Source organism: Pedobacter immunditicola, assembly GCF_037482985.1.
In the GTDB taxonomy this organism is placed as follows: domain Bacteria; phylum Bacteroidota; class Bacteroidia; order Sphingobacteriales; family Sphingobacteriaceae; genus Pedobacter; species Pedobacter immunditicola.
Map to the genome: position 1 here is coordinate 136,562 of NZ_JBBHKC010000002.1, position 24,086 is coordinate 160,647.

The 24,086-nt window shown below is 41.3% G+C and carries 24 protein-coding genes; 15 read left to right on the forward strand and 9 right to left on the reverse strand.

Going from position 1 to position 24,086, the window contains the following annotated elements:
- Window positions 1–45 precede the first annotated feature (45 nt).
- Window positions 46–849, forward strand: a complete 804-nt coding sequence (locus WG905_RS03185; protein WP_339590252.1) for a hypothetical protein — start codon at window positions 46–48, stop codon at window positions 847–849.
- 2 nt (window positions 850–851) lie between these two features.
- Here the strand turns inward: WG905_RS03185 and WG905_RS03190 are convergent, their stop codons facing one another.
- On the reverse strand, window positions 852–1,601 hold the full coding sequence (locus WG905_RS03190; RefSeq protein ID WP_339590253.1) for a glycosyltransferase family 2 protein: 750 nt from the start codon (window positions 1,599–1,601) through the stop codon (window positions 852–854).
- Window positions 1,602–1,611: 10 nt separating this feature from the next.
- On the reverse strand, window positions 1,612–2,883 hold the full coding sequence (locus WG905_RS03195; protein ID WP_339590254.1) for a glycosyltransferase family 4 protein: 1,272 nt from the start codon (window positions 2,881–2,883) through the stop codon (window positions 1,612–1,614).
- Window positions 2,884–3,074: 191 nt separating this feature from the next.
- On the opposite strand from WG905_RS03195, the gene WG905_RS03200 reads away from it, so the two are divergent.
- The gene (locus WG905_RS03200; protein WP_339590255.1) at window positions 3,075–3,830 is read left to right on the forward strand and encodes a class I SAM-dependent methyltransferase; all 756 of its coding nucleotides are present in this window, start codon (window positions 3,075–3,077) and stop codon (window positions 3,828–3,830) included.
- Between the two features lie 22 nt (window positions 3,831–3,852).
- Here the strand turns inward: WG905_RS03200 and WG905_RS03205 are convergent, their stop codons facing one another.
- The 7 genes from WG905_RS03205 to WG905_RS03235 are packed head-to-tail and all read right to left on the reverse strand — an operon-like array spanning window position 3,853 to window position 9,755.
- Window positions 3,853–4,767 carry a glycosyltransferase gene (locus WG905_RS03205; protein ID WP_339590256.1) on the reverse strand — a complete coding sequence of 305 codons (915 nt, stop codon included), beginning with the start codon at window positions 4,765–4,767 and terminating at the stop codon, window positions 3,853–3,855.
- 22 nt (window positions 4,768–4,789) lie between these two features.
- Window positions 4,790–5,437 carry an FkbM family methyltransferase gene (locus WG905_RS03210; RefSeq protein ID WP_339590257.1) on the reverse strand — a complete coding sequence of 216 codons (648 nt, stop codon included), beginning with the start codon at window positions 5,435–5,437 and terminating at the stop codon, window positions 4,790–4,792.
- On the reverse strand, window positions 5,434–6,753 hold the full coding sequence (locus WG905_RS03215; protein WP_339590258.1) for a flippase: 1,320 nt from the start codon (window positions 6,751–6,753) through the stop codon (window positions 5,434–5,436). Before WG905_RS03215 ends, WG905_RS03210 begins: the two co-directional genes overlap by 4 nt.
- A 17-nt stretch (window positions 6,754–6,770) precedes the next feature.
- A complete protein-coding gene (locus WG905_RS03220) occupies window positions 6,771–7,283 on the reverse strand; it encodes a DinB family protein (RefSeq protein ID WP_339590259.1) in 513 nt (170 codons plus the stop codon).
- A 21-nt stretch (window positions 7,284–7,304) separates the two neighbouring features.
- Window positions 7,305–7,994: a YjjG family noncanonical pyrimidine nucleotidase gene (locus WG905_RS03225; RefSeq protein WP_339590260.1), complete on the reverse strand. Its 690-nt coding sequence runs from the start codon at window positions 7,992–7,994 to the stop codon at window positions 7,305–7,307.
- 2 nt (window positions 7,995–7,996) lie between these two features.
- A complete protein-coding gene (gene upp / locus WG905_RS03230; RefSeq protein ID WP_339590261.1) occupies window positions 7,997–8,641 on the reverse strand; it encodes a uracil phosphoribosyltransferase in 645 nt (214 codons plus the stop codon).
- Window positions 8,622–9,755: a DUF7033 domain-containing protein gene (locus tag WG905_RS03235; protein WP_339590262.1), complete on the reverse strand. Its 1,134-nt coding sequence runs from the start codon at window positions 9,753–9,755 to the stop codon at window positions 8,622–8,624. The genes upp and WG905_RS03235 overlap by 20 nt, the downstream gene beginning before the upstream one ends.
- Window positions 9,756–9,921: 166 nt before the next feature.
- On the opposite strand from WG905_RS03235, the gene uvrB reads away from it, so the two are divergent.
- From uvrB to WG905_RS03300, 13 genes are all read left to right on the forward strand, one after another.
- Window positions 9,922–11,958 carry an excinuclease ABC subunit UvrB gene (gene uvrB / locus WG905_RS03240; protein ID WP_339590263.1) on the forward strand — a complete coding sequence of 679 codons (2,037 nt, stop codon included), beginning with the start codon at window positions 9,922–9,924 and terminating at the stop codon, window positions 11,956–11,958.
- Between the two features lie 14 nt (window positions 11,959–11,972).
- Window positions 11,973–12,176, forward strand: coding sequence for a YwbE family protein (locus WG905_RS03245; protein ID WP_339590264.1), 204 nt, complete (start codon window positions 11,973–11,975; stop codon window positions 12,174–12,176).
- Between the two features lie 78 nt (window positions 12,177–12,254).
- Window positions 12,255–12,512 (forward strand): DUF4834 family protein, encoded by a 258-nt coding sequence (locus WG905_RS19560; RefSeq protein ID WP_489737902.1) that lies wholly within the window; start codon window positions 12,255–12,257, stop codon window positions 12,510–12,512.
- Between the two features lie 86 nt (window positions 12,513–12,598).
- Window positions 12,599–15,079 carry a hypothetical protein gene (locus WG905_RS03255; RefSeq protein ID WP_339590266.1) on the forward strand — a complete coding sequence of 827 codons (2,481 nt, stop codon included), beginning with the start codon at window positions 12,599–12,601 and terminating at the stop codon, window positions 15,077–15,079.
- A gap of 7 nt (window positions 15,080–15,086) precedes the next feature.
- Window positions 15,087–16,073 (forward strand): glycosyltransferase family protein, encoded by a 987-nt coding sequence (locus tag WG905_RS03260; RefSeq protein WP_339590267.1) that lies wholly within the window; start codon window positions 15,087–15,089, stop codon window positions 16,071–16,073.
- 73 nt (window positions 16,074–16,146) lie between these two features.
- The gene (locus WG905_RS03265; protein WP_339590268.1) at window positions 16,147–17,085 is read left to right on the forward strand and encodes a DUF6427 family protein; all 939 of its coding nucleotides are present in this window, start codon (window positions 16,147–16,149) and stop codon (window positions 17,083–17,085) included.
- A gap of 55 nt (window positions 17,086–17,140) precedes the next feature.
- Window positions 17,141–17,833, forward strand: a complete 693-nt coding sequence (gene purQ, locus WG905_RS03270; protein ID WP_339590269.1) for a phosphoribosylformylglycinamidine synthase subunit PurQ — start codon at window positions 17,141–17,143, stop codon at window positions 17,831–17,833.
- Complete coding sequence (locus WG905_RS03275) at window positions 17,826–18,581, forward strand: type III pantothenate kinase (protein ID WP_339590270.1); 756 nt, start codon at window positions 17,826–17,828, stop codon at window positions 18,579–18,581. The genes purQ and WG905_RS03275 overlap by 8 nt, the downstream gene beginning before the upstream one ends.
- The gene (bamG, locus tag WG905_RS03280; RefSeq protein WP_339590271.1) at window positions 18,544–19,896 is read left to right on the forward strand and encodes a BamG family beta-barrel-assembly machinery protein; all 1,353 of its coding nucleotides are present in this window, start codon (window positions 18,544–18,546) and stop codon (window positions 19,894–19,896) included. Before WG905_RS03275 ends, bamG begins: the two co-directional genes overlap by 38 nt.
- Window position 19,897: 1 nt before the next feature.
- Complete coding sequence (locus WG905_RS03285; RefSeq protein ID WP_339590272.1) at window positions 19,898–20,473, forward strand: hypothetical protein; 576 nt, start codon at window positions 19,898–19,900, stop codon at window positions 20,471–20,473.
- A gap of 121 nt (window positions 20,474–20,594) precedes the next feature.
- A complete protein-coding gene (locus WG905_RS03290) occupies window positions 20,595–22,691 on the forward strand; it encodes a peptidylprolyl isomerase (protein WP_339590273.1) in 2,097 nt (698 codons plus the stop codon).
- A gap of 64 nt (window positions 22,692–22,755) precedes the next feature.
- Entirely contained in the window at window positions 22,756–23,271 is a 516-nt protein-coding gene (locus WG905_RS03295; protein WP_339590274.1) for a DUF2480 family protein, read from the forward strand.
- A gap of 31 nt (window positions 23,272–23,302) precedes the next feature.
- On the forward strand, window positions 23,303–24,079 hold the full coding sequence (locus tag WG905_RS03300) for a DUF3108 domain-containing protein (protein ID WP_339590275.1): 777 nt from the start codon (window positions 23,303–23,305) through the stop codon (window positions 24,077–24,079).
- Window positions 24,080–24,086 lie beyond the last annotated feature (7 nt).

The following is a 24,086-nucleotide window of genomic DNA, read 5'->3' on the forward strand; positions in this document are numbered from 1 at the left end:
TGAATAGGCGGGATTAAAGCATTAAATTGTAGTAAATCTTTTGTTATGCAAAGTTGCAAGGGTCTTCCATTGATTATTTTCGTGATCAGTCTTTGTTTAATAGGCTGCAAAAAAGAACAAACAACAGAAACAGAACAATCCCCCGTTGAAATTGTGGTGGTGTCGGGGGCAAATCAAAAAGCCAATGTGGGTACAAGACTTCCCAAATCCATCGTCATTGGGGTACAATATGCAGGTGGTGTGCCTATTAGTTTTGCCGACGTCAATTTTGAAACAGATGATGGTACAGTGATCCCCACCCAGACTAAAACTTTGCAGGAAGGAACTGCCGAGGTCGATTGGGTTTTAGGGAAAACCTCAGGCAGACAAACGCTAAAGGTGATTGCTAAAAATCAACAGGGTGAGCAGGTAGCCTCCAAGCGGATTAATGCTACGGCAATAGCCTTGATTACCGATCCTACTGGTGTGTATTATGGTACGGCTGTATTTCGTCAAACAGGTTTTATCGTTGATTCGTCTGGTGATCCGATTCGTTTTATGCCCCAATTTGTGTCTTTTAATTTGAAGACCCAGGATAATAAAGTTAAAGGAACGGTTTCCCTCATTCAAAATGATTCTGTCGGTCCGCTACCTCCGGGGACGAAGGTGTCTGGCCTTACCTGGGTAATTCAGGTCACCGGAACGCTAAAGGGAAATAAAGTGCATTTATTGGAAAAAGACAAATTAGGCCTGATTGAGGTTGACGGAACTTTATCTGCCAATGGTAAACAGATGAAAGGAAAAATAAAAAGGTGGCCCGGATCTTCCAATCCTGATGCTACCACTTTTAATGTAGCTAAAGCTCCTTAATACTAATCGTTCGTCCTTCTGTGCTGCACGAAATACTTCGTCAGATTTAAGGCAATTACCACATGATTTAAGACATTAGGGATCAATCCGTAGTACTTGGTAAATATACGGAAGCGTTCTTTCAAGCTTTCCAGGTGCTTTTTCTTGGAAACGCCACCCACAAGGTATTTCGCTACGTAACGTTGGCAGTTCACTATTCGGCTTGATTTTTTAGCAATTTTAATGATCCAGTCAATATCCGAACTATACTTATACCCAAGGTCATAGGGTTCAACCAGGCTCCTTTTTACATAAATAGCCTGGTGACTTACATTCATGCCGTATTTAAAGCTTTTCCAGTTAAAAACCGCTGGTGCCGAATGTCTTCGCTGACCTAAACTTTGCCAGTCTTCATTATACATTTCCGTCTCCCCATAATAGATATCCGCATTTTCTTCTGTCGCGAAAACCTGGGTCACCGTATCCTTGTCATAAATTTCATCGCCAGAATTCATGAACAGCACATAATCTCCCGTGGCCACTTTCAAACCTTTGTTCATAGCATCATAAATGCCTTGATCGGACTCCGAGATGACCTTGTCTATCTGGCTGCGGTATCGGTTAATTACTTCCATTGTGCCATCTGTCGAGGCGCCATCTATGATGATATATTCAATAGGGGAGTAGGTTTGTTCCAACACTGACCGCATGGTGCGCTCAATGGCTGCAACATTATTGTAAACTATAGTAATGACGCTTAACTTGGCTTGCATAGGGAAATGGTTAATGAGGATGCAGCCGGAGGAGCGACTCATATAAATTTAAGTGTTTTTCTGCAATTACAGCTGGAGAAAAGTCTGCTAATATCGTTCTGCGGGCTTCTTTCTGGATCTCTTCTTTGTTTGGAAGCCGGTATAACCATTCCATGCCATTGGCAAGGTCTGCTGCTGATTCATATTGCGCCAGGTAGCCATTTTGCTGGTGTTTGACCATATCCGGAATTCCACCTGTCTTAAATGCGATCACGGGGGTAGCGCATGACAAGCTTTCCATAACGGTATTCGGTAGGTTATCTTCTAAGGAAGCGGTAAGAAAGGCATCGGCTGCAGAATAACATTTTGCCAGGTGTTCATCATTATTGATTGTGCCTAGAAAAGTAGTTTTGAAGGGGAACTCTGGCATCTCTGCGTTTTCTTTATTTCCAAAAATCACCAGCTCAATATTTCCTTTGTTAATACCCGGTCTTTTACTGAATTTTTCCAAGGCTTCCAGTAAATAGCTCGTTCCCTTATGTTTGTCGTTTTTGGATGGCATGAAACCACTCATCAGCACAAACTTTTCAGGCGCTATGTTCAACAACTTTTTTGCAGCTTCTTTAACATAGGGTTTAAAAATAGTTGTCTCTATCGTATTAGGGATCACATTTACTGCCCTGGCGCCCATTAAGCTGCTGAACTTGACAGAATTGGCCATCCAGTTACTTGGTGCCACAATGTGAAAGTTGAGCCTGGCATAGGCATTCTTTTTACGCAGCCAGGTCTGGTGGGAAATATCGCTTTTTCCGCTGTATTTTAAAAGGGGGCAACAGCCGCATTGCTGGTGATAGTTTTCACAGGAATAGCGAACGTGACAACCACCCGTAAAAGCATTGCTGTCGTGAAAGGTCCAAACAATGGGTTTATCCAACTCATCCAGTTCTGCAAGGAACTTTGGCGACAGGAAGCCATGGTTAATCCAGTGCAGGTGTATAATATCTGCCTTTTTTAAATCAGGGTGTTTGATCAGCGAACGACCAAACCATTGTAAGGAGAAGGGGGTTTTTAAAGCTTTGACAAAGGCTTTCACGAAATACCTTTCTGCAAGGATGTTGAAGATGGCGAAGCCTTTCTGAAAAGGTGTTCTGCTGAAGCTCTTCGTTTTGGAGCTTTCCTGGAACTGATAGAAAACCATCACCTCAGAATCTGCACCTTGCGCATTTAATGCATCATTTAATCGTAAGCATGCCCTGCCAGCCCCTCCGTTACCTTCGTATGTATTTAGATGTATGACCTTCAATTTCTTATAAAAATGACTTCCAATTTCTCAAAAATACATAATATTGGTAATCTTTATTAAAATCTCTTTGTGTATTTTCGCAAGCGACTCGGTATGCTGGATCGACTCTGCATCCCGGGACCTGTTCCAAGATCTGGATACCGGAACGGTGTCCGGCATGATGACAGCAAAGCAAAAATAAATCAATAAGTATGGATAACCAGTTAACCGACAGAGCTTTTTGGGTAAATTATTGGGAAAATAAAACAGGCCTGTCTGTAAACATTCCAGCTAATTATTTATTTCACCGGCAACTTGAGGATATCATTGAGAAAAACAAAGTTAAAACCGCGATTGAACTCGGTGGCTTTCCAGGCTATTATGCCGTGTTTTTGAGGAAGTTCTTTAAACTTGATGTCACCCTGCTGGATTATTTTGTGCACCCGCCGATCACCAGTGACCTGTTGCAAAGCAATGGCCTCCAGGAAAGTGATATTCATATTGTTGAAACTGATCTTTTTAAATATACCCCTGAAAAGCAGTATGACCTTGTTTTATCCTGTGGATTAATCGAGCATTTTTATGATACGGCAGATATCATTAACCGTCACATTACCTTCGTGAAACCAGGCGGTACGCTATTCATCACCTTGCCAAACTTTAAAGCGCTAAATGGATGGTTCCAGCGGAAATTTGACCCCGAGAATTACGAAAAGCACAATATTGATTGCATGGATCCTGTGCTTTTAGCCGGGATATGTGAAAAAGCAGGTCTGGAAGTCATACAATCCCGTTATTTTGGCAATTTTAGCCTCTGGCTTGAAAATGAACAGGAAAAGCCTAAGGCTGTGCAATTATTTAAGAAAACAACCTGGCTTGCCGGTAAATTACTGACCAAAGTAATCCCGTTCAACTCTAAACAATTGTCGCCTTATATCATCCTGGAAGCAAGAAAAAAAACTTCCTGAATTTCTTAAATCGCAACGCTCGCTATTTTTGCTTCAAACGGCTGATAGTTTCTCTTGCATACCTTTTAAGGCGTTCCCAGAATGATCCTTTTCTAGTGGTCAGGAAATCTTTGATCGCTGTATAAGCCGCTGCATTTTCCTTGATTTCTTTCGGAAATTCCGTAATCTGCTTCGGGTTGATAATGACGTTGTAGATATCGTTGATGCCTGAATGGATGCCTGAACCGTCGTGACCGATGTTATTGACCAATGACTGGGACGGGTTTAATGTTAATCCGCCTTTTAAGAATATCGAAGCATACCAACGGATAGCCCATGAGTTGTTCTTGCCGCTCTTAAATTCCTGCATTTGTTTCCAGAAATTCATGGTATGATCAATGGAAAAGGCCTGTTTTTTCTGGCCATTGAACTGTGCAATCAGGGTATCTATATTGGGTTCAAAATGTTGCCATGCACTTTCCCAGGTTGCCCAGCCCCAACTGGTCGCCGCCCGGTAAAAGAAGGTCTCAGGCAGGCTATTGGTCTTTAAAGGATACATGTAAGCACCGATGTGCATCACCTTGTCCTCGTCTCTGTAACGGTTTAAACCTTCGTTGAAATAAGTGAGGGTATGTGGGGATGTGATCAGGTCATCTTCAAAAACAATGACTTGTTTATAAGTAGTCACCAGTTTGCTGACCCCGTTGATAATCGAGTCGGCTAAACCCATATTAGCGCTGCGTTCAATGATTTCGACCGACTTAAAGCCATCTATCGTTTTGAGCAGTTCTCTTACTTCTGCTACTTTAGCCTCATCAGCTGCGGTTTTAGCACCGTCAGAAAATATAAACAAACGGCTCTCCGGTGCAAGTGAATTCTGCTTAAGAAATTTAAGCGTACGTGCTGTATGCTGCGGGCGATTGTACACAAAGAGCGCTATGGGCGCAAAATTCTGCATGAATGATGGTGTTTAATAAGAATTATATCCCTAGACAGTTTTCGGTTTTATAAAAAACTGAGGTCGCTTTAAAATAGAATAATCCAGGTGAAATGCCACTGAATGACAACTCCTTAAAACCGTTGTCCTTCAAAAAGAAGCGTGCCTCATCATATTCTTTTCGTTCCGAGTCATCCAATACCAATACACCTTGCTTACTGAGGGCATGGATACTCTCTTTACAGCAGTTTACCCTATCCCTGCCGTCCACAATGATAATGTCGAATTGCTCACCTAATAGGGCTGCTTTTTTACTGTATTCACCGCCTTTTTCCAGCTTAGTGAAAATCATATCTGCATTTGCAGGCTTAGTGCGTACAATTTTATTGAACCAGTTTTCATCATGTTCCACAGAAACCACCTTGCTTACACGTTTCGCGTAAAATAAAGTAGAACTCCCTGATCCATATTCAAATACCTTTTGTTCCTTGTTAAGCCTGTCTTTGATAAAGTCAATAAAACTGTAGGTCACCCAGGGAAGCGCTTCACCATTTGCATCTACTGCCTGCTGTGTATCAAATGCCTTAAACCAACCGATGTTGGCCAGGTAGCCTTTATGGCCGTAAGATAAGAGTGCGTTTAGCCGGTTTGGCTTTGCAATAAGGGTAGCTAATGCTTTAAGTTTGCTCAACGTATTTTAATTTTTTGTAAGGCACAGATCAAAAATAAGGATTTTAACATCATAATGCCTTGATGCCTTGTCTTTGGTATAAAAATAATATAAAAAGTAGAAAGAAAACAAGCAATTAAAGTGGCGATCGAGGCACCTACACCTCCATATAGTGGAATAAGCCATAGGTTTAACAGAATATTTGCTACAGCCCCAAAGGCTGTCCTTTGAAAAGAGATCTTCGTATAGCCTTCTGCCAGCAAATATTGTGAACTGGCAACCCCCAGAAATACAAATACGCCCGACCAGATATGGATGCTCAGCATGGGGCCTGCACCTTCATAACGGTTTCCATATAAAAGATGGATAAGATCTGTCCCAAAAAAGCTGAGGACAATGGCTACGGGCAGGCTCATGAAAATTAAAAGGTCATAGAGGTTTTTCAGGCGCTTATGGTAACGATCAAGATCCGTTTGACGTGCATTGATGATTGCCGGAAAAACGGATGTCACAATGGCTAATGGGATGAAATACCAGGCTTCGCTGATTTTTGCCGCAGCGCTGTAAATGCCCACCTCTGCACTGCCGACATTTTTTAGCATCACCTGGTCAATTTTCATGTAAATAGACACCATTACTGCTGACAGGATCAATGGAAAGGATTGCTGCAATAAAGATTTTGCCCGGGACCAATTAAAGGTCCACTGGCGCATGTCGAAGCCCCTGATATGATACATCCACACGAGTCCCATCGCTAAAATAAGCGCATCCAAAGTAATTGCTGCTGCGAAGTAGATCAGGGGCATATTTAACCACACCAGGACTATTTTTACTACTGCCGACAGGATGACAACAATATTCTGGACCTGCACTACATATTTTGACTGGACCTGCGACTGAAAGTAGGAGTCAATCACATTAAATGATTTAAAGAAGGAGGCAATGGACAGTAAGGTGATGATCAGGGTTAGTGGTCTTCCGGGTTTATCTGAAAATTCGTGGAAAAGAAGATAAATGCCGATGCTAATGGGAATGATTAATAAATTAACTGCCAATCTCATGGCCAGCGAGGTGCCCAGGATTTCGTTCTTTTTATTCGGTTCTTTGATGATCTCCCTAATGATAAAGCTATCAAGGCCCAAGGTACCTACAGCAGCAACAATCGCTGTCAAAGCATCGGCAAAGCTTAAATCGCCAAAAGAAACGGGACCTAAATAACGGGCAATCAAAAAACCAACAATCATGCTGAGGATCTTGCCGAACATTAGCCAGCTGGTATTCTTAAAATATTTCTGGAAAGCTGCCTCGTCAAAACCTTTAATTCCCGGAATCTTCATGAGGCAAAGATGTAAAATTAAAAGCTGTTCTCAATCCGTTTTAACTGCTTGAGGTGATGTTTTAAATGGATTTCAATAAATCGAAGCCATTGTCTGGCGTTTAAATAACCCAAACGGGGATGTGGTGTTTTAATATCAGCCCTGGCCTTTCCCATTTTTTTATAGTCAGGTTCCAGTTGCTGAGCGAAACGTTGAATCAGCTCTTCGGCCTCCACTTTGGTCATCTTTTTCACCCGGGATTCCAGCTTTTGAGGAACTTTATATTTTCTGCCCGGTGGCAGGTAACCAAGAAATAAAATGATTTTCACGATGAAAGCTGTTGAATGCTTCTTGCCCTTGCCTTCGAGGCAATTTTCCATAGCCTTCAGGGATAAAATACTGGAGTCAAAAATATGCGAATATACTTCACTGTACGACCAGCCACCGACGGATGGTGTGAGCTGGAACTGCTCATCATCAATGGTGCTTAATTTCGTGCGGTAGGCCTCTGTAAGGTGATGAATAGAAGAAAATAGCTGGGCATTGTGCATAAATGAATTTACCCATTTCTTTTAGAAATGGAGTAACAATTCTTCGAGATGTGTAATTTGCCAGTTTACATCTGCCGGCTTTTCACGGTTTAATGGATTAAAGAAAATTGCCTTCATTCCAAAAGCCTGGGCACCTCTAATATCTGCCTCAATACTGTCCCCCACCATAATGCTTTCTTCTTTTGTTGCCCCCGCTTTATTTAGCGCATATTCAAAGACCGCCTTATCCGGCTTGTTTACACCAACATCTTCAGAAATGATGACGTTTTTGAAATAAGGGTTTAATCCAGAAACGGACATCTTAGTTAGGGTGGTTTCTTTAAACCCATTGGAGATGATGTGCAGTGCGTATTTTTCCTTTAAATAAGCAAGAACTTTTTCCGAGCCTTCGAAAAGATTGGTTTTTGTAGGGCTGATCCTCACATAATCAGCTTCAAACTGATGTGGCACCAGGGAAGGTTCTACACCTAACTGTATAAAAGTTTTACTGAAACGCTGCGATCGTAATTCTTCCTTGGTGATCTTACCAAGGTGGTATTCAGCCCAAAGAAAATGATTGTTTTCGGTATACGTTTGTATAAAATTTTGTGGAGAATTTAAGCCAAGTCCCGGCAGGTTATATTGCTCAAAAAGCTCCATCAAAGTCTCTTCCGCATTGCGGTCGAAATCCCAGATCGTATGATCCAGATCAAAAAAGATATGTTTTATCATGCTTATATTTTTGACCCATAGGCTAAATCACCTGCATCGCCCAAACCAGGAACGATGTAAGATTTGCTGGTCATCTCTTCGTCGATGGCACCGACCCATAATTTAGCTTTTGGGAGGTTTGCACGCACATGCCTGATGCCTTCGGTACTGGCAATGGCGGCAACAATGTGTAATTCTTTGATGTTGAAACGATGTATTAATTCCTTACAGCATAACACCATGCTGAGTCCTGTGGCCATCATTGGATCGGCCATGATAACGACCTTGTCGTTTAAATCGGGCGTGGAAATATATTCTATCTGGATGAGAAAACCGCCTGCGTTGTTGGATTTGCGCAATGCAGTAATGAAAGCAGACTCTGCTTTATCGAAAATATTCAATAAGCCTTTGTGTAATGGTAAGCCAGCACGAAGGATGGTTGCCAGCACCGGTTGAGCGGCCAGGCCCTTACAGTTTGCAATTCCCAATGGGGTTTGTATTTCCGTACTGGTAAAGGCCATACTTTTGCTGATCTCGAAAGCAAAAAACTCACCGAGCCTTTCCATATTGTTCCTAAAGCGCATAGGGTCTTTTTGAACATTCTCATCTCTCAGCTCAGAAATAAAAACGTTTGCGATAGAATTGGTTTTACTCAGGTCGAAGATCATTTGGTAAAGATAAAAAATTGCTTAACATTTTTGCATACAGCTTTCTCGCAGTTTTCCCCTTTCCGGTATTCAAGAGGTTGTCCTGGTGCCATAAAATATAAAACTGCCCGTTAAGGAGTTTCACCGTATCGACCATGTTTTTCCATTTCTCCAATATGGAGTCAGTACGGGTAAGTTTGTCTGCATTTAAGCTTAAATCATTGATGGCTATAGGGTGAACCAGCAGGTGCGTGCTTTTCTCCAGCTGCAGGTCATACCAATAAAAAGGGCTGCAGGTTCCTGCACGAAAGCCTGCCGTTTTTTTATAGCCCATGCGGTAATCCTTGTTAGTGCCTTCCTTCAATAGCTGGAGATAGCTCTTAGGCAAATCGATCTGCCCATCCACTTCGCCGTCTTCATCCGGCAAAAGATAAAAAAACAGGCCATTCACCTTGAATTTATCCTGCAGGCTTTTCAAGTACTGATGTATTTCTGTGGATTCATTCTCAGGCACCGCTTTTCTGGTAAATAATACCCTGGTTTTATTGTAAATGCTTTTTGCGGAATGAATTAATCCCCTGGCGTTTGTCCCGCCGGGATACATGCAAGTGAGCGGAATAAAATTGAAGCTTTTTTTACCGAAGTGAAGATCCGGATATTTTTTCAGCAGCAGGTTTTTGATAATTAAAGCCCAGGCATCAACAACAGGGATCTGTAAAATCTTTAAACGGCTTTGCAAGCTCAGTTCTGCCGGATAATGCCCTTCATCATCAGGGATGTAATGAAGATATTCTTCATAACGGCTTACAAAATAAAAGGCTGCTGCAAAAGGATCAAATGGCAATGCGCCACCGCTGATAGCGAAAGGTACGATGGTGTCACCAAAAGCGGTAGTCTTGAAAGTTGTTCTTATAATTTTATGTGATAGCAGCAGATCTACGTTCCGAAAGTGAATTTCATCTGCAACTGATTGATTGGAATAGCTGATTTTAGCTAAGGGGGAGCGCTTAAATTCGGCCAGATTAGAGCTGAATTCAATATCAGTTTTCAGGACATCACGGAACATAAAGTAGAAAATGTACTTTATACGGGGAGTAAGATGGGGTACATAGGCCAATAACTTCATGATGCCCATAAAAATAGGATAATAACATCACATTTCAATACCTCAGATTTCTTATCTTTGAATAAATGCACATCTATTTGAAAATGCAGGATAATGCTTTAAGATTCTGAAACAACAGATCCCGGAACAGGTCTGGGTTGACGATGAATTTAGATCAAAAACAAATCATATACGGATGAAATTCAAACTCGTTTCAGATTATCAACCTACCGGCGATCAGCCAAATGCCATAAAACAATTGGTTGAAGGGGTTAACAACCAGGAACATTACCAGACACTGCTTGGTGTTACCGGTTCAGGTAAAACTTTCACCATGGCCAATGTGATTGAACAAACACAGAAGCCGACACTTATTTTAAGTCATAATAAAACCCTGGCGGCACAACTTTACGGAGAATTTAAAAATTTTTTCCCCGATAATGCAGTCAATTATTTTGTTTCTTATTACGATTATTACCAGCCGGAAGCGTACATGCCGAGCAGTAATACTTATATAGAAAAAGACCTTAGTATTAATGAGGAAATTGAAAAACTGAGGTTACGAACTACATCTGCATTGATGTCGGGCAGGAGAGACGTGATTGTGGTTTCTTCCATATCCTGTATTTACGGTATGGGAAATCCCGAAGATTTTTCGCGATCCGTATTTCGTTTTTCAGTGGGTACCCGCATTTCCAGGAATTCTTTTTTACACAGCCTGGTTGAAATTCTGTATGCCCGTACCATTAATGATTTTAAAAGAGGAACTTTTAGGGTTAAGGGGGATACGGTGGATATTTTTCCGGCCTACCTGGATAGTGCTTACCGGATTTCTTTTTTTGGGGATGACATTGAGGAACTCAGTGTGATTGATCCTGTGACCGGAAAAACGTTGGAGAAACTGGAAGATATGGCTATTTATCCGGCTAACTTATTTGTGACGCCCAAAGACCGCTTCAATTCTTCTATTTGGGGTATACAAGAGGAATTAGAGGTCCGCAAGAACCAATTACTCGGAGATCGTCATTTACTGGAAGCTAAGCGATTGGAAGAAAGGGTGAATTTCGATATCGAGATGATGAAAGAACTGGGCTATTGTTCTGGTATTGAGAACTATTCCCGCTTTTTTGATGGGCGCTCGCCGGGGATGCGGCCGTTCTGTTTGCTTGATTATTTTCCCGACGATTATTTAATGGTCATTGATGAAAGTCATGTCACCGTACCTCAGATCAGGGCAATGTATGGCGGCGACAGGTCCCGGAAAATGTCCCTGGTAGAATATGGTTTCCGTCTGCCATCTGCCTTGGATAACAGGCCCTTGAACTTTGAGGAATTTGAAAGGCTGGCACCACAGACAGTTTATGTAAGTGCGACGCCTGCCGATTATGAATTAGAGAAATGTGAAGGGGTTTACATCGAACAGGTGATTCGTCCTACTGGTCTGTTGGATCCCGTTATCGAAGTTAAACCGGCCATTAACCAGGTGGATGATTTATTGGATGAGATTGATAAAACCGTTAAGATTGGCGACAGGGTACTGGTGACCACCCTGACAAAAAGAATGGCGGAAGAGTTGACAAAATATATGGACAGGCTGAACATCAAAGTCCGCTATATCCATTCGGAAGTGAAAACGCTGGATCGGGTAGAGATTCTAAGGGATTTACGCCTGGGGGTTTTCGATGTGCTGATCGGTATCAACTTATTGAGGGAGGGATTGGATTTACCAGAAGTATCTTTGGTAGCCATTCTTGATGCTGATAAAGAGGGTTTTTTACGTTCTGAAAGGTCATTGATCCAAACCATTGGGCGTGCTGCGCGGAATGACAGGGGCCGTGTGATCATGTATGCGGATAATATGACCGATTCAATGGCTAAAACCATTGATGAAACGAACCGCAGAAGAGAAAGGCAAATTGCTTATAACCTGCAACATGGTATTACGCCAAAAACGGTTGGTAAAAGCAGGGAGGCCATTATGGAACAAAGTTCTATGCTTGACTTTTCTGAAAATGCCACCAGGGCCAAGGCCTATGTGGAAGTGGATGAGGTGAGCATTGCTGCAGATCCCGTAGTGCAATATATGACCAAAGCAGAAATGCAGAAATCTATTGATAAGACTAAGAAAGAAATGGCTAAAGCGGCAAAAGACATGGACTTCTTAATGGCCGCCAGGTTAAGGGATGAGATGTTTGCAATGGAAAAAGTTTTTGAAGAGCGTTTTAGTAAATAAAAAATGATAATTTAATGGACGGAAAGAATAGAAAAGATATTTACCCTGGATTAGAAGTTGATATCATATTAAAAAAAGACCAGCGGTCTGGTACCTTAACAAGAGGGGTTGTGCAAAACTTATTAACCTCTTCTGCGTTTCATTCAAGGGGTATCAAAGTGAGACTGGAAGATGGGCAGGTGGGTAGAGTGGCCCATATTGTTGAAGAAGATTTGTAAATATCGTGCAATAATGCATGTGTTTTTGTAATAATTAAAGGCGGATTCCGTCATATTTGTAAATATTAAGATTAAAATATGGGATTTTTGAAATTTATAATGATCACCATCCTAGTACTTTGGTTGATTAGAATGATCATAAGGTTGGTGTTTCCACTCATGCTGAGAAATATTTTCGGTAAGATGCAACAACAAGCTCACAACGGTGGGGGACCCTCACCACAACGGCCTCAGAAACCTGAAGGTTCGATTTCTATTGACTATATGCCCCCTCAACCAAAACCGGGAAACCCAGATAAGATGGGTGATTTTGTAGAGTATGAGGAAGTGAAATAATATAAATATTTATATTTCTTCGTTATTCAGTGCTTATTTCTTTCCTTTTTATATTTTTGGGGTTAGTTTCAAATAAATAACCCTTAATGAATACTTGGTTAAAAACAAATGGCATACACTTAGCCATCATCGGATTTTTCGTAATCATCTGTTTCGCTTATTTCAGTCCAGTGATGCAAGGCAAAGCTCCTGCACAAAGTGATGTGTTGCAGGCAAAGGCCATGCAAAAAGAAATTATGGACTATAAAGCCAAAGATGGTAAAGGCCCGCTTTGGACTAATCAAATGTTCGGAGGGATGCCAGCTTACCAAATTTGGGTTCAATATCCAATGAACGGGGCCACACATGTGATCGGCTTGATCAAAACGGTTTTGCCAGACCCGGTAGACGTGGTTTTATTATATTTAGTAGGTGCATACCTGCTATTTTGTGTATTAAAGGTTAATCCTTACCTCGCTGCAGCTGGCGCTATCGCCTTTGCTTTTACTTCTTATAATTTTATCATCATTGAGGCCGGACATAGTAACAAAGCGATGGCCATTGCTTTTTTTGCTCCCCTGCTTGCGTCTGTTATTTTAAGCCTCAGGGGCAAATATTGGCTCGGTGGAAGTTTATTCGCACTCTTCCTGGCCCTTGAAATCCGTTCCAACCATATTCAGATGACTTATTACTTGTTCATGGCATTATTTATTTTTGTTGTAGTGGAAGCTTATCATGCTTTTAAAGATAAACGCTTCCCTGCTTTTGGTAAAGCAATTGCCTTTCTTGCTATTGGCGGGGTCCTGGCGTTGATGGTTAACGCAAGTACATTGTGGACAACCTATGAATATGGCGAGGAATCCAACCGTGGCAAGTCGAATTTAACGACGGATGCAGCGCAGGAAAGTTCCGGATTATCTAAAGAATATGCTTATGGCTGGAGCCAGGGTGTAGGGGAAAGCTTTACCTTCCTGATTCCAAACTTATATGGTGGCGCAAGTGGTATTGATGCACTTATTAAACCTGAAAGTAATGTTTATAAATCTTTAGCCGCATTAACTGGTGGGGATCCCACCCAGGCTATCCAGCAATTGGGCGGTCAGATTGGTTTACAGCAGTATTGGGGCGGAAAACCTTTTACATCGGGACCTTATTATTTCGGTGCCATTATTTGTTTCCTGTTTGTATTCGGTTTAATGATCGTTCGCAGCAGGATGAAGTGGTGGATTTTAGGTACAACCATCCTCTTTATGTTGTTGTCCTTCGGAAGTAACTTTCCGCTGGTATCTGATATTTTCTTCGATTATTTACCATTATACAATAAGTTCAGGGCAGTCGAATCCATCCTTGCAGTAGTAGGCCTACTGGTTCCTCTACTGGCTATTTTAGCCATCAAAGAAGCAATGGAAGGGCAATATGAGCAGGGGGTGTTAGTGAAAAAACTAAATATTGCTGCTGGTGTTACCGGTGGTTTTGTGCTGTTAGTAGCCATTATACCTACACTATTCTTTAGCTTCATGAGTCCGAATCATGGTTTAATGATAGACGCGCTGACGCAGATGCTGCAGAACAACAGGGGCGAGGCCATGAAAATTGCCAATGCACTGGTTACCGATCGTGCAGATCTTGCCCGTGCTGATGCGTTAAGATCTTTGTTTTTCATTGCTGCGGGTTATGCCTTGCTATGGGCTTTCCTGAAAAAGAAAATGAGCTTGCAGTTGACCATTATTTTAATCGGCTTTGCAGTATTGATAGACATGTGGCAGGTGGATCGCCGTTATTTGAATAATAGTAATTTTGCCAATAAAACCGATTTAACGAATCATTTCCAGCCACGTGATGTTGATACTTTCATTCTGGCAGATAAAGATCCGAATTTCAGGGTGCTTGATTTATCGATCTCTACTTTCTCTGATGCCAGTGCATCTCAGTTTCATAAAACCATAGGTGGTTACCATGCTGCTAAATTGAAACGTTACCAGGAATTAATTGATAAACAATTTTCAAAAAGCATTAACCAGGATGTATTGGATATGCTGAACACGAAATACATCATTACCCAGGACCAGCAAAACGGTTCTTATAAAATGCAGCGCAACCCAACTGCAGCGGGTAACGCATGGTTTGTAGAAAGTGTGCGTTTTGCAAAAGATGCAGATGAAGAAATGAAAGCGATCAGCAGCTTTGACCCTAAAAGAGAGGCCATTGTTGATGAACGTTATAAATCACTTATAGATCCCAAGAAAATCACTTCAGGAGGTGCTACGGCGATGATTAAACTGGAAAGCTATCACCCTGATCACCTGGTTTATTCTTACAGCGCACCGACCGATGTAATCGCCGTATTCTCTGAAGTCTATTACGATAAAGGCTGGAACATGTATGTTGATAAAGTGAAGAAGCCTTATTTCCGCGCAGATTATGTGTTGCGTGCTGCACAGCTTGAAGCCGGTAACCATACTGTTGAATTTAAGTTTGAGCCTGTATCTTACTATACCGGGGAGAAAATTTCGCTGGCAGGATCTGTGCTGTTAGTTGCTGCATTGGGTTTTGCCCTTTACGGGAATAGGAGGAAGAAAGCTGCCTAAAGCTGAAATGAAGATATTGTACGCTATTCAGGGTACTGGTAATGGCCATATCAGTCGTGCAAGGGAGATCGTTCCCTTGCTGCAGCGATATGGCGAAGTAGACCTTTTGATTAGCGGTACACAATCTGAAGTAAAACTGATACAGCCCGTTAAATACCAGCTTCACGGCTTCAGTTTTATTTTCGGACGGAAAGGTGGCGTTCACCATTGGGAAACCTTTAAGACAATGAATCTGCCGCGTTTCGTTAAAGATATGCGGCAGATCCCTTTAAAAGATTATAACCTTATCATCAATGACTTTGAGCCGGTAACCGCCTGGGCATGTAAAATGCAGGGACTGGAAAGCGTTGGTTTAAGTCACCAGGCTTCTTTTCAGTCGCAAAAGGTACCCAAGCCCAAAAGCATTGACTGGGCACAACTGGTCATGAAGTATTATGCACCTGCGACACATTATGTGGGTTTTCATTTTCATCCTTATGATGATTTTATTTATACACCGGTTATACGTTCCGAAATAAGGAATTTAGTGGTGTCTGACCTTGGTCATTACACGGTATATCTGCCTTCAATAGATGACAAATTACTGGTGCCGCTGCTGCATCAAATGCCGGAAGTGCAATGGGAGGTTTTTTCCAAACATAGTCATGAAAAGTACACAACAAAAAATGTCCGGGTATCACCTGTTCACAATGAAGAATTTAACCAGAGTTTAGCCAGTTGCAGCGGATTGTTTACTGGCGGCGGCTTTGAAGGCCCTGCCGAAGCGCTTTTTTTAGGCAAGAAACTGTTGGTCATGCCGATGCGCTACCAATATGAACAGCAATGCAATGCCTATGCCCTTAAACAATTAGGCTTTCCTGTGATTTGGGGAAGTAATAAAAACTGGCTGCCCCTCCTAGAAGAATGGATTAACAACCCCCAAAAGTATGAATTTGACTTTCCGGATCATACCGCTGCGGTCATAGATAAGGTAATCAACACATATGCCAGATAATTTTCTTTCCTTTGAATCATAATTACCTATGATCAATCAGTTCAGAACCCTTAATCCCATTAACCTTCTTTTCTTGTTCGCATATACTTTTTTTATGCGTATTGCCATTTTTGTGGATACTCCACCCTTATTGAATTTCGAGTTTCTGGAACCCTATGCAAGGTTTTTTCTGCCGATTCCGCTAGATAACAGGTCATTCAGTTCCACCGGTAATATCTTCATAGCGGCGATCATTGTGTATATACAGGCACTGATCTTTAACAGGGTCATCAACAACCATGGCTTGCTCAGTAAGCCCAATTATTTGCCTGCGCTTTTATACATTACGGGAACCAGTTTGTTTATGCCTTTCCTGGTGTTAAGTCCGCCGTTGCTCTGTAATTTTCTGATCATTTGGATGATGAATAAGTTTTTGAAAGTGGGCAAGGTGCCAAGTGCGATCATGCTGATGTTCGATATCGGCGTAATCATTGCTTTGGGTACCCTAATTTACTTTCCATTTATTGTGATGATGCTGATGTTATGGCTAAGTCTGTTGCTGTACCGTTCCTTTAGTTGGCGTGAATGGCTATCCGGCTTAATTGGTTTTGCCATGGTATTCTTCTTTTTGGCTGTATTTTATTACTGGCAGGATCAGATTGGAATGTTTTACCGGATCTGGCTGCCACTCACCAATAAGTTCCCCCATGTTTTTGAAATAAATTACAATGACTACCTGGTTCTGGTACCTGTACTGGTGATGATGGTTTTGGCAATGATACAATTAAGGAAAAACTTTTTTCACAGTTTCATCAGTACCAGAAAGGCTTTTCAAATGTTGTTTTTTATGTTTCTGGTGGCCGTTGTAAGTTGTTATACCAAGCCTGATTTCAGGCTGTACCATTTTTTATTATGTGTGCCTCCGGGTGCGGTATTGCTGGCTTATTACTATTCAAATGCCACAAAGCGTTGGTTCTATGAAAGTTTATTTCTTATTTTTGTGTTTACGATCCAGTACTTTTTGTTCGTTTAACTTTTTTTAACAATTTGATCCCTTGAAACTTGCTAGATATTAATAGCTTTGTGCCATGAAGTTTGGTGTTGTCATATTTCCTGGTTCGAATTGCGACGAAGATGTGATCTATGTTTTAGAGCATATTCTTGGTCAGCAAGTCGTACGTTTATGGCATAAAGATCATGACTTGCAGGGGGCAGACTTCATCGTGTTACCAGGAGGTTTTTCTTTCGGTGATTACTTGCGTTCCGGCGCGATTGCACGTTTTTCACCGATCATGCAGGAAGTCATTAGGTTTGCGAACGCAGGGGGCTATGTGATGGGGATCTGTAATGGATTCCAGATCCTTGCTGAGGCCCACCTTCTTCCAGGTGCTTTGTTACATAACCAAAACAGGAAATTTATTTGCAGGAACGCCTGGGTTAAGGCGGTAACTACCAATAGTTTACTGACCAGCTTGTGCAATGTGAATAAGGCCATGAAAATTCCGGTTGCCCATGGTGAAGGACAATATTTTGCGCCTGCTGATACCATTAACAGGCTGAATGATACCGATAGGGTACTGTTCAGGTATTGTGATGAAGACGGGCAAATTAGCTTAACAACGAACCTGAATGGTTCTACAGAGAATATTGCAGGAATCTGTAATGCAGGACGTAATGTTTTTGGTTTGATGCCGCATCCGGAACGTGCTGCTGATGCGCTGTTGAATAACCAGGACGGGCTGATCATTTTTGAGTCAATCCTTGGGATGGTCAATGCATAATCTGGTTATTGATATTGGCAATACGAACAGTAAAATCGCTGTTTTTAAATCAAGGACGCTGGTTCATTTTGAATTACAAACAGCACTTGATTCCCGCAGGATAGCGGAGTTACTTGAAATGTTTAAGGTGAACAGCTCAACAGTATCTACTGTTAATGAAGACCAGGCTGCCGTGATAGCACTTCTTAAAGCCCAAACCCATTATATAGAATTTTCTACCCGCATTAATCCGGGCATTAAAAACAATTATAAAACGATTTCAACTTTAGGGCTTGACAGGTGGGCAAAGGTTATTGCTGCACAAAGGTATTACCCTGGGGAGTCTGTGTTTATGATTGATGCTGGAACATGTATCACTTATGACCTCCTGAATAATAAGGCTGAATATTTTGGTGGCAGCATCAGCTTAGGTATTAAGATGAGGTTTCAAGCCTTAAACCATTACACGGGCAGGTTGCCGCTGGTGGAATGGAAAGATGAAGATACAACGATTCCTGAGGGATCAGACACCCATAAAGCTATCCAGAATGGGGTTTTACAGGGAATAGTGAATGAAGTGGAGGGTTTTATTGCCAGCCAGTTTCGAAAAGACAATAAAGTGAAAGTGCTGATCACCGGTGGCGATGCACCCTTTTTCATGAATCAATTAAAAGGATGTAACTTTGCCAACCAGGTTTTCCACGAACCTTACTTAGTATTAAAAGGATTAAATGAAGTCATTGCATTTGAATATGTACAAAAAAATTAGTTATATCACCGCTGTTATGGTTGTGCTTACCAGCATCACCTTAAAAGCGCAGGTTACCACACAGTCGCCTTATTCGAAATTTGGTGTAGGAAACATTAAAGGAACGGCATTGCCTCAATTCAGGGCAATGGGTGGAATCTCAACCGGTGTATATAAGCCAACTGGCTACAGCAATGTAAATATGCAGAATCCGGCCTCCTATCCTGGTATAAACCTGACTACGGTTGATATTGGTTTGGCAGGAGGTTTTACAACGCTGAAGAACAGCTCCATTTCCGAAAAAAGTTTTAACTCTACACTCAGCCATATGACGATAGGCGTTCCGGTAAGTAACCGGTCTGCTTTAAGTTTTGGACTTGCACCTTATACAGAGCTGGGTTACCAGTTTTCTAACCGGGTTACTTTAAGCAACGGGCCAAATTCTGATAGCCAGGATGCGAATTATATTTATGCTGGCGAAGGTGGGTTGAACAAGGCCTTTTTAGGTTATGGTTATCGTTTTGGCAAAAACCTGAAATTAGGTGCTAACGTTGAATACTTGTTTGGAAACCTTCAGAATTCACGTTCCACTGAACTTGTTGTTCCTGACTCGCTCATTAGCAGTAACAATACGATCAACTCCAGGATGCAAACTAAAAACAGTATTGGTGGATTTAGTTTCTCTTACGGAATGCAATATGATATACCGTTGAACAGCAAGACTTCCCTGGTTTTAGGTTATTCTGGTTCTTCAAAATCTTCCATAAATTCTACAAGATCTTCTGTGGTAACACAGTATAACAGAAATTCATCCGGTGAAGAAAATTCGGCATTGGACACCCTGATTAATATTGAAGGTGCTGAAACCAGCTTAAAATTACCTTTGATACATAATTTTGGTTTCACCATTCAAAAAGACAATAAATGGTTGATCGGAGCGGATTATCGCACGGGAAAATGGTCTGAAAGTAGCATGGGCGGTGAAAATATGGGCTTGCAGGATACTTATGGTTATTCTGTAGGTGCGCAAATTACACCTGATGTCAATTCTATCGGCAGCTATTTTAAAAGAGTAGATTACCGTATTGGTTATACTTTTGATAAGACCTACGTGCAGATCAATAACCAGGATGTAAAACAAATGGCCGTAACTTTTGGATTGGGACTACCACTAGCGCGTTCCATGAATGGTCTTGCGTTTTATAAATTAAACTTCACCACTGAAATCGGTAAAAGGGGAAGTATATCAAACGGACTGATCCAGGAGAATTTCATCAATTTCGGTGTAGGTTTTACGCTTAATGACAAATGGTTCAGAAAGTTTAAATTTGATTAAAATGAACTGGCGAAGTATAATATACACTTTTGTTATACTTGGTTTTTCGCAGGTTTTTTTGAATTCCTGTAATGAGGATGATTTAAAAAAAGCTGCAGCGGTATCTGCCAGCAAAGTTACTTTTACCAGGGACCGTTCACTAGGTGTTGAAGTCATCTACAGTGATTCTGCGAGAGTTAAAGCCAAAGGTTTTGCGCCTGTTCTCGATAAAATGACGCCTAAGGATGGCAAGATCTATCAGGAAATGCCTAAAGGGGTGAGCGTTGATTTTTATGGAGATGAACTGATCAAGACAGGCAGCATCAAGTCTGACTATGCCATCATGAAGGAAACGGAACAGCTGACTATCTTCAGGAAAAACGTAGTGGTGGTAACTGAAAGCATGACTTTCAACACGGAAGAACTTACCTGGGATCAAAAGGAAAAGAAATTCTTTTCTCCCAAAGGAGTTGTGAAAAGGCCTGATGGGTCTTTTGTGGATGCCATCAACTTTTCGGCACCCCAGGATTTTAGTACAACCACCTTTGAACAGGGTGTTGCGGAGACTTATATCAAGGGCGATCTGAGTCAACAATAGGTAAATTTTCCCCGGCTTATTTCCCTAGCTTATAAATACTTATTCAAATAGCTTTTAAAATTTTCTTTTTTTACCAAAAGTTGTATCTTGCGCCTCTTAAAAAAAATATAAAATAATTATTATGGGTTTAATGACGTTTTTGCGTAATCGTGCAGGCTTTATCCTTTTAGGCGCAATCGGTTTTGCAATTGTTGCATTTTTGTTGGGCGACTTGGTTAGCGTGGGTAAGCCTTTTTGGGCTGAATCTCAAAGAGTGGTGGGTTCTGTTGATGGTAACGATATAGACATCGATGATTTCGGCAAAAAAGTAGAACAGAGTGAGGCACAAATGAAGCAGCAGTATGGCGGAAGTTCAAATCCCCAAATGCAGGCTATGGCTGTTGAAAATGTATGGAACGGTGAAATTGCCGGTATCCTTCTTAATAAAGAATATGATCGTTTAGGCTTGTCGGTTTCTGGTGATGAGTTATTTGACCTTTTGCAAGGTAAAAACCCAAGCCCGATCATTGTTCAATACTTTGGTAATCCACAAACCGGTCAGGTTGACCGTGCGGCTGTGATCAGCAGTCTGAAACAACAGAATCAAAATCCACAGCTGAAAGAGCAATGGGACCTGTTGCAATTAGAAATTGAAAAACAGGCACTGCAGGAGAAATACGGCAACATGATCAAAAATTCTGTTTACGTAACTTCATTGGAAGCAAACGATGAATATATCAACAGAAATAAACTGGCAAGTTTCAACTATGTGAATTTGGATTATGCATCAATTACCGATGCAAGTGTGAAATTGGCTGATGCTGATTACACTGAATACTACAATGAGAACAAAAAACGTTTTGACAATCCGGTGGAAACCAGAACTTTTGAATACGTATCTTTTAGTGTTAATCCTACAAAAGAGGATACTGCTGCTATCAAAAAACAAGTGGATAAGTTAGCTGCAGATTTTCCAACTGCTAAAAATGATTCTTTGTATGCTGCCATCAATTCTGATGTGAAGGTTCCTTATACTTACCTGACCAAAGGCATGCTTGATCCTGCTATTGACTCTGTGGTATTTAAATTACCGGCAGGTAGTTTTTACGGACCTGTTCTTTCAGGAAACTCTTATAAATTAGTTAAAGTAGTTGACTCGCGTTTTTCTCCGGATTCGGTAAAGGCCAGTCATATTCTAATTGATGCTGCCCAAACAGGTGGGGTTGATAAAGCGATGAAAATGGCTGATTCATTAAAAACTTTAGTTCAGGGTGGTGCAAGCTTCGCTACACTGGCTTCAAAATACAGCGTTGACGGATCAAAAGACAAAGGTGGTGATTTAGGTACTTTCGGTCGCGGACAAATGGTTGCAGAATTTGAGAATGCTGCTTTTAACGGTTCAGCAGGAGATCTTAAGGTGGTGCGCTCACAATTCGGCGTTCATTTGATTAAAATTGATGCGCAGATCGGTTCATCAAAAGTGGTGAAACTGGCTTATATAGAGAAGAATTTAGCGCCAAGTGGCAAAACAAAAGATGCGGCTTATAAAAAAGCAACAAGCTTCTTAAGTGAATTAAAAGGAGATAACTTTAATACATTGGCACAGAAAAAGGGATACACGGTTGCTGTAGCAGATAAGATTTCTGGAAGTCAGGGATATGCTCCGGGACTGGATAATCCTCGTCCGATCATTAAAGATGCCTTTGCAGCTGAAAAAGGTGATGTGCTTGAGCAGATCTACACCATGGAGAATGCTTTTGTGGTAGCTCGTTTGACAAACATTATGCCTAAGGGTTTATTGCCATTGGAAGCAGTTAAAAAAGATATCGAGCCTTTGGTTCGTCAGGCAGTTAAAGCAAAAATGCTGACTGAAAAGTTGAATAATGCCCTACAAGGTGCATCGAATATTAATCAGGTAGGACAGAAAGCTGGGAAACCGGTGGAGATGGCAGAAAACATTGTTTTCGCTAACCCTGTACTTGCTGGTGTAGGCCAGGAAAATAAACTGATCGGTTCTGTATTTGGTTCGGCTCCGGGTAAAGTTTCTAAACCTGTAGCAGGCGAAAAAGGTGTTTATGCTTTTAGTGTCAAAGGATTCAGTAATCCTGGTGCCCTTGCTAATACCTTTAAACAGAAAGAAACCATGTTAATGTCTGTGGCTCAGCGTTCTTTAGGTGGAGCTTTCCAGGCATTAATGGATAAAAGCGAGATAAAAGACAATAGGGTGAAATTCTATTAATCTTATTTTATGTAATTTTGTAACCGGAGGCAAAGCTGCTTCCGGTTTTTTTATTTATGTAGCTATGGATATTCAGGAAAATTTTGTTAATAAAGTGGCTGCCAGTGGGCTGATTACCTTGAACCTCGAGGAGTATTATCCAAAAGGGGAACGTTTGGTTTATGATATTAAAGAGAATCTTTTTCATGGATTGATCTTGCGTGAGAAGGATTTTCGTGAATTCATTAAAACACATGACTGGTCTCAATACAAGGATAAGAATGTGGCCATTATTTGCTCGTCTGATGCCATTGTACCTACCTGGGCTTATATGTTGTTGTCCAATCGGATGAAGCCTTATGCAAATGAGGTGGTCTTTGGAAGTCCTGAAGTACTGGAATCAGTTTTGTTTACAAAGGCGCTGTCTAAAATTGATACCACTGCACTTGCAAACGAAAGAGTGGTGATTAAGGGTTGTGGTGAAATTCCTGTTCCAATTTCTGCTTATGTGGAGCTCACAAATTTGCTTACACCGATAGTGAAAAGCATTATGTACGGTGAGCCTTGTTCAACAGTTCCAGTTTATAAAAGAAAAGATTAATGATTTGGATGACTTTTTGTAACGCTCCTGTATGAGATATACCCATTTGTTTGTGCTGTTTTCCCTTTTGCTTAGTTTTAATGTTCATGCCCAGGAGTTGCCTTTAAAGAAGGAGCCTGTATTTCAGGCGGGAGAAGTCCTTGAATATAAACTGAAATATGGTTTCATTACGGCAGCAGAAGCCACCATCAAGGTAGCCAATTCTGATTTAAAATTTGATGGCAAACCCACCTATAAACTCACCGTTGATGCGCGGACGTCAGGTTCTTTCGATGTTTTTTATAAAATCAGGGACCACTATGATTCCTATATTGATAAGGTAAACCTTACGCCCTATTTTTATCAGGAAAATATACGGGAGGGCCGTTATCGTAGACAAGACAAGGCACGCTTTACGCAAGGCACCCGCAAAATAGTTTCTAATCGTGGAACTTTTACCGGACCAACGCATCAGACATTTGATTTGGTCTCTGCATATTATTTTGCCAGGAGTCTGGATATCTCAAAAATTAAGATCGGTGATCAGTTTGCCCTGAATTATTTTTTGGGGGATGAGATTAATCAGCTCCAAATAGAATATATTGGTAAGGAAGTAGTAAAAAGTAAACTGGGTAACATCAGGTGTCTTAAATTCAGCCCTTCTATACAGCCAGGACGAATCTTCAGAAAAGATAGTAGACTTTACCTCTGGATTACTGATGATGGCAACAGGGTGCCTGTAAAGGCCGAGGTGGAGATTCTTGTCGGTGCAGTAACCATGGAAATTAACTCAGCGAATGGATTAAAGTATCCTTTGGCTAAAAATTGAAATTAAT